Annotated in this window: 4 protein-coding genes and 2 pseudogenes; 2 read left to right on the top strand and 4 right to left on the bottom strand. The window is 56.3% G+C overall.

All coding sequences use genetic code 11. The features are described 5' to 3' along the window. Positions 1-147: 147 nt before the first annotated feature. Positions 148-417 (top strand): annotated as a pseudogene (locus KO497_RS13045) (integrase core domain-containing protein); the annotation flags it as partial. 415 nt (positions 418-832) lie between these two features. Here KO497_RS13045 and KO497_RS13040 read toward each other — a convergent pair. From KO497_RS13040 to KO497_RS13025, 4 genes are read right to left on the bottom strand one after another with little or no spacing between them, the layout of a single operon-like run. Beyond that, positions 833-2,044: an MFS transporter gene (locus tag KO497_RS13040; RefSeq protein ID WP_215944402.1), complete on the bottom strand. Its 1,212-nt coding sequence runs from the start codon at positions 2,042-2,044 to the stop codon at positions 833-835. Between the two features lie 38 nt (positions 2,045-2,082). Further along, a complete protein-coding gene (locus KO497_RS13035) occupies positions 2,083-2,844 on the bottom strand; it encodes an ABC transporter ATP-binding protein (protein WP_215944401.1) in 762 nt (253 codons plus the stop codon). Further along, positions 2,841-3,962 (bottom strand): FecCD family ABC transporter permease, encoded by a 1,122-nt coding sequence (locus KO497_RS13030; protein WP_215944400.1) that lies wholly within the window; start codon positions 3,960-3,962, stop codon positions 2,841-2,843. Before KO497_RS13030 ends, KO497_RS13035 begins: the two co-directional genes overlap by 4 nt. Beyond that, complete coding sequence (locus KO497_RS13025; protein WP_215944399.1) at positions 3,952-4,887, bottom strand: ABC transporter substrate-binding protein; 936 nt, start codon at positions 4,885-4,887, stop codon at positions 3,952-3,954. The genes KO497_RS13030 and KO497_RS13025 overlap by 11 nt, the downstream gene beginning before the upstream one ends. 199 nt (positions 4,888-5,086) lie before the next feature. On the opposite strand from KO497_RS13025, the pseudogene KO497_RS13020 reads away from it, so the two are divergent. Further along, positions 5,087-5,603, top strand: a pseudogene (locus tag KO497_RS13020) (transposase); the annotation flags it as partial.

Raw genomic sequence — 5,603 nt, 5'->3', positions numbered from 1 at the left:
GGCGGATGTTCTTAACCACCTTGTCGGCGGCGTCTTTTGATGTCTGGGGCTTCTTCGTCATCTCGATCTCCTAATCGATAAGATGAACCAGAAATCCTCCGTTATTCAAATCCTCAAATCTGTCCCACGGGTGCTGACGTCAGACAACCCGAGTATGTGAGTGGAAAGCTTATGGAATGGGCTGAAAAACACAATGTGCGGCTCGAATACATCCAGCCAGGCAAGCCTCAGCAAAACGCCTATATTGAACGCTACAACCGATCCGTTCGCGGTGAAGAGCTGAGCCAATACATCTTTGAAATCATCGAGAAGGCACAGGATCAGGCAACCCAATGGCTCTGGACTTACAACAACGAACGACCCAACATGGGCATCGGCGGCTTGACTCTCGCTATGAAACTGAAAACAGCCGCGTGAATGTAAAACGCAGAGCAAATCCTAAAGTTACTGGCAACCACTGGTTAATCGGTCATGGTCTGCTTGATAATGGTATGGCAATCTATAGCCTTCATCAATGACCGCTTACACCTCTTTTGATACTATTTTGAACCTGCAGCAAAAGGCAGATCTCCGCCCCTTGTTCTGATCGTCACTCACGGCCCATAGCTGCCTTTGGGCGACGGGCCAGATTCTGGGCTGCAGATTCACCAAACTAGGCATTCGACACGTTGTGCAGCATTTTACGCTCGGCCAAGGTGGTTGTCATAGCCGTAGCAACGTTTGTGTTCGTGGGCCTTGCAGGTAAGCTGATCGTTACAGCCATTTTGGCCTTCGGGGTAAGGATGATGAGTTTAAGACACTTAAAAGCAACCGCAGAAAAGGAAGACTGACCCTACACACGGGAAAAACCGCGACTGCTCGGAACGATCATTGCAATGAATGGCGCCCCAAAACAGATCACCGCACAGATTAAAAGAACCGGAATGATCCCGATTGCCTGCGTGAGCGGTGTCAGCCCCGCCAGCCCGAGGGGCGCCAGACCATAGGAAAAAAGAAAATCAACCGAGGAGACCCGCGCAAGCCGCTCTGCCGGAACCTCGCGCTGCATTGCCGTGAACCATGGCACATTGAAAAGCTCGATCCCGACACCCGCGATAAAGAATGCGGCGATCGGCAAAATCATATGGCTCGGCTGTATAAGGCTCAATGGCACCAGACCGTAGAGGGCAAGGCCGCTCAACGCGATCCAGCCAATATTTTTCGGCTTCCACCGCGCGATCACCAGCGCACCGGCGAGGGCCCCCAAGGTATAGGTTGTGACCGAGACCGCCAACAACTCCGGTCCGCCGAAATGGGCCTTACTGACCTGCGGCAACAGAACGTTGGTCACCGAATATCCAAAGGTGATCACCAAGGACAATGCCGCAAGACCCGCCACAATCCACGGATGGCTGCGCACTTCTGAGAACCCGTCGCCCAGTTCCGATATAAAGAGGCTTAGGGTCAAAGGCCGATGCACAGATGTGTCGGGAGTCTGCGGCCGGTTGGCGGGCAAAAGGGCCGCAAGGCTCCACAAGGCAGCGATCATCAGAAACGTGATCGAGGTGCCGACATACAGGACCGAAACGGTTGCCAATGACGGGCCGACCAAGGTGCTGACCCGGATTGAAATCGTCATGGCAGCATTGGCGGCCTGACGTTGATCGCCGGATACGACCCGGGGAATGATGGCCTGATAGGACGCACGGCAAGCCCCCTGCCCGAAGCCTGTCAGACAGGCGCCGATAATCACGAACCCTACCCCGACAAAGGTCGAAACGCCGGCCACAATGGGCAGGATACCCAATGCAGCCAGCACCCCCGCCCCAGAGATCATGCGGCGTGGCCCAGACCGGTCGGCAAGAACACCGCCAACCGGCATCGCAAGAATAAATCCGAATGTGCGCGCCGCGAGGGCGAGGCCCACATAGGCCGCGCTCAACTCGTCAGCCACGATTGTCAGGGCCAGCACAAAAGGCAATGCCCATGTTGCCAGCCCGGATGCGGTGTTGCTGATCCACAAACGCAAAAAGGCGGCATTAGAAAGTAGGACTGCCTGTGCCAAGGGGTCTCTCCTGTTTTGACGGCGCAATGACGCAAGGATCAATGTGCGATCCGGACTTCCCGCGTCCCGTCCCGTTCGGTTTTTAAGTGTGCGTCAATTTTGAAAACGCGGCGAAACAAATCGGGAGTCAGAATGTCTTCTGGCCGCCCCTGCGCGAACATGCGGCCCTCGTTCATCACCACAAGCCGGTCACAGTATCGCGCCGCAAGGCTCAGATCATGCAGGCAGACCAACACCGCCTGCGGCAGGTCCCGCACAAGGCGCAGAACATCAATCTGGTGGCGCACATCAAGGTGGTTCGTCGGTTCATCCAGCGCCAGCACCTTTGCACGTTGTGCCAGCGCACGCGCAATATTGACGCGCTGCTGTTCCCCGCCGGACATAGTTCGCCACATACGGTTCGACAGGGGCTGCAAATCCATAGCCTCGGCGGCAGCGTGAATAATGGCATTGTCTTGCTCGGTAAGCTGGCCAAAACGGCGACGATACGGCAGCCGCCCGAGGGCCACGATATCTGTCACGCGCATATCGGTGCTGGAATGCTGCATTTGCTCTACAAATGCGAGGTAATGCGCCCGCGTTTTCGCATCCATCTGCTGCAATTGTCTTTCGCCGTAGGTGACCCTGCCGCTTTCAGGGGCGGTAATCCCCGCGATGCACCGCAATAGCGAGGACTTCCCCGACCCATTTGGGCCAATCAGCCCTAGAGTTTCCCCCCTGCCCAAGCTGAACGATATATTGTGGACCAAGCGTTTGCCGCCTGCCGCCCAACACAGATCGTCGATGACCAGTTCCGTCACAGATCACCTCGGCGCCGTAACAGCAGCAAAAACAGGGGCACCCCGATAAGGGCCGTGAACACACCTACCGGAATTTCCTGCGGCGCCAGAACCGTACGCGCCAAGGCATCGGTCCAGATCAACAGACCCGCCCCCAGTGTTGCCGAAAACGGGATCAACTGGCTGTGCAACGGACCCACGATAAGGCGCGCCGCATGCGGCACAATCAGACCGATAAACCCGATGGCCCCCACCATAGCCACGGCAGTTGCGGTCATCAGGGCGCAGGCAACCAGCAAAACAAAGCGCGCGCGTTTCACATTCACGCCCATTGTCTTTGCTGTATCAGAGCCAAAGGCCATCGCATCCAGAACATGGGCATAGGCCCAAATAATCACGCCGCCACCGATGGTAAAAACGCTCAGGATCAGAACAGGCGTCCAGCGCGCCGCCGTCAATGATCCCAAAAGCCAATATGTAATCCCGCGGGTTGTCTCTGCATCGCCCGCCGCCATGACCACGAGGGATGTAATCGCTGCGAAAAACTGTCCGACAAGAACGCCTGTGAGCACGAGCTTCAGCGGGGTGCCGCTATCGCGATGGAGCAGCACCAAAAGCAAAACCAGCACCACCATTGCCCCCACGAAGGCCCCCGCGCTCAGTGCGATACCGCCCCCCAGCCCAAGGATCACCACACAGACCGCACCGGTCGATGCGCCACCCGAAATCCCTAGAAGGTAAGGATCCGCCAGAGCATTTCCGGTCAAGGCCTGCAACACAGCACCGCAAACAGCCAAGGCCGCACCAACAAGGGCCGCCGCAAGGATACGGGGCAAACGCAAATCCCAAATCAGGGATTCCCGCATCCGGCTCAGTGGCTCGACATCAAACCCCATCCGTGACCCCGCAATCCGCACGAGATCGCCAAGATGCATTTCGGCCACGCCGATCTGCACCACGATGGCCATCGAGACGAGCACCGCAATGACGCCAAGACAAGCCACCATGACAAATCCGGGTCTGCAAGACGGCTCTGTGATGGTGGCCTGTTGCGGCGCGACCATCTCAGCGGCTATCTCTGTGGCCGGATCCAGAAGCGGCGAGAACTGACTGCGGGACAGACCGGCGTTATTCAGCATACCCAAGTTGCTTCAGCCCTTCGACAAACAGGTTAAGCGCATTGACCGACCGGATAGAGGGGTCCATTTCGATGCCGGGCACGATGATAAACTGTTCGTTTGTCACCGCGTCGAGGAAAGAGACACCCGGCTCGGATGTCAGCATGGCAATCTTCTCTTCAACCGTATCCCCAAGCGATCCACGCTCGGACAAATCGCCAAGGATAAAGATGTCCGGCTCCCCGTCTGCAATGGCTTCCCAAGACACGCCGGGCCACTGTTCATCCACATCGGCAAAGATATTCTGAACGCCTGTCATTTCGCTGATATTGCCGGGAATGGATGGGCCTCCGGCAACATAGGGCGTCCCCTCGAACACCGAGTAAAGCCAGACAACACGGATGGGCTCCTCGCGAGTCAGCGTGATTTCACCCGCAGCCTGAATTGCCTCTTCTTGCAGTTCGATTGCTTGGCGGGCCTCGTCTTCCCTGCCTGTAAGCCTGCCCAGATTTTCATAGTCGAGCGCCAGAAGATCGAAGGACGTCATGCCCAGAGCATTGTCTTCGGGGCAGCTGACGGCGCTGATATATGTACCCACGCCCAAATCCTGCAGCTCCTCGCGCGTGCCGACCGCTTCGACGGAATAGAAATAGCTGGAATAAGCATAAAGCAGGTCCGGCTCAGCGACACGGACCAGCTCCGCCGTTGGGCGACCGCGTGTCAACAAGGGCACTGTTTCCCAGGCCTCACGGTATTGCGGCGCAATTTCGGTTTTCAAATAGGTATTTCCCGCCATCTGCGGAGCCGCCCCGAGGCCAAGTAAAGTCTCCGTCGACGATTGATCGAGTGTCACGATGGCCGAGGCCGGTTGCTCAAGGGTCACATCCATACCACAGCTGGACACTGTGACCGTTTCGGCAACGGCCGACACAACTTGCAGCGCCATGACAACCGCCGCGGGCGCAATATAATTTCTAGACAAATACACGTTCAGGAATCCCAATTATGTTACGATATAACATTACGACCCATGATCATTAACCTAGCAAGAATGGGGTGTCCACTCGAATTTATGCGCAAATTGGACCTGTCACGGTTTGATGCCGCTCCTTTGATAGCATTTATTGCAACAAAGGAGACTGACTATGGGACTGAAGCGAACAGAAGAATTCAAGCAAGATGCGGTGCGGATTGCGTTGACCAGTGGTCTGACGCGTAAGCAGGTGGCTGACGATCTGGGTGTTGGCATGTCCACACTGAACAAATGGATCACCGCACACCGAGACACTGATGTGGTGTCGAAAGAGGATTTGAGCCTCGCCCAAGAAAATGACCGGCTTCGACGTGAGAACCGCATTCTCAAGGAGGAAAGGGAAGTGTTAAAAAAGGCCACGGTGTTCTTTGCGAGCCAAAAGCCGTGAGGTTTAAGTTTATCCACTGCCCGGCAATTGAAACGTAGTTTCGATGAGAGGGGAAGAACACCGATCTGCATTTTCCATTGAACTGATGTGTCGGGTTATGGCTGTTAGTCCGCGCGGTTTGCGGGCGCATCGCAACCGACCTGCCAGCCGCAGACAGCGGTCTGACATGGTGACGTTGGCACACATTAAAGAACAATCGCGCCTGAGCTTGGGCAGCTATGGCCGCCCACGCATGACAGAA

Source organism: Pacificibacter marinus, assembly GCF_018860665.1.
Lineage (GTDB): Bacteria > Pseudomonadota > Alphaproteobacteria > Rhodobacterales > Rhodobacteraceae > Celeribacter > Celeribacter marinus_A.
Note: the sequence above shows the minus strand (reverse complement) of the source record. Positions and strands in the feature narration are given on the sequence as shown.

Coding starts and splice junctions, on each gene's coding strand:
- KO497_RS13030 (WP_215944400.1), bottom strand. CDS start 3,962: ATGCTGAATAACGCCGGTCTGTCCCGCAGTCAGTTCTCGCCGCTTCTG.
- KO497_RS13025 (WP_215944399.1), bottom strand. CDS start 4,887: ATGGCGCTGCAAGTTGTGTCGGCCGTTGCCGAAACGGTCACAGTGTCC.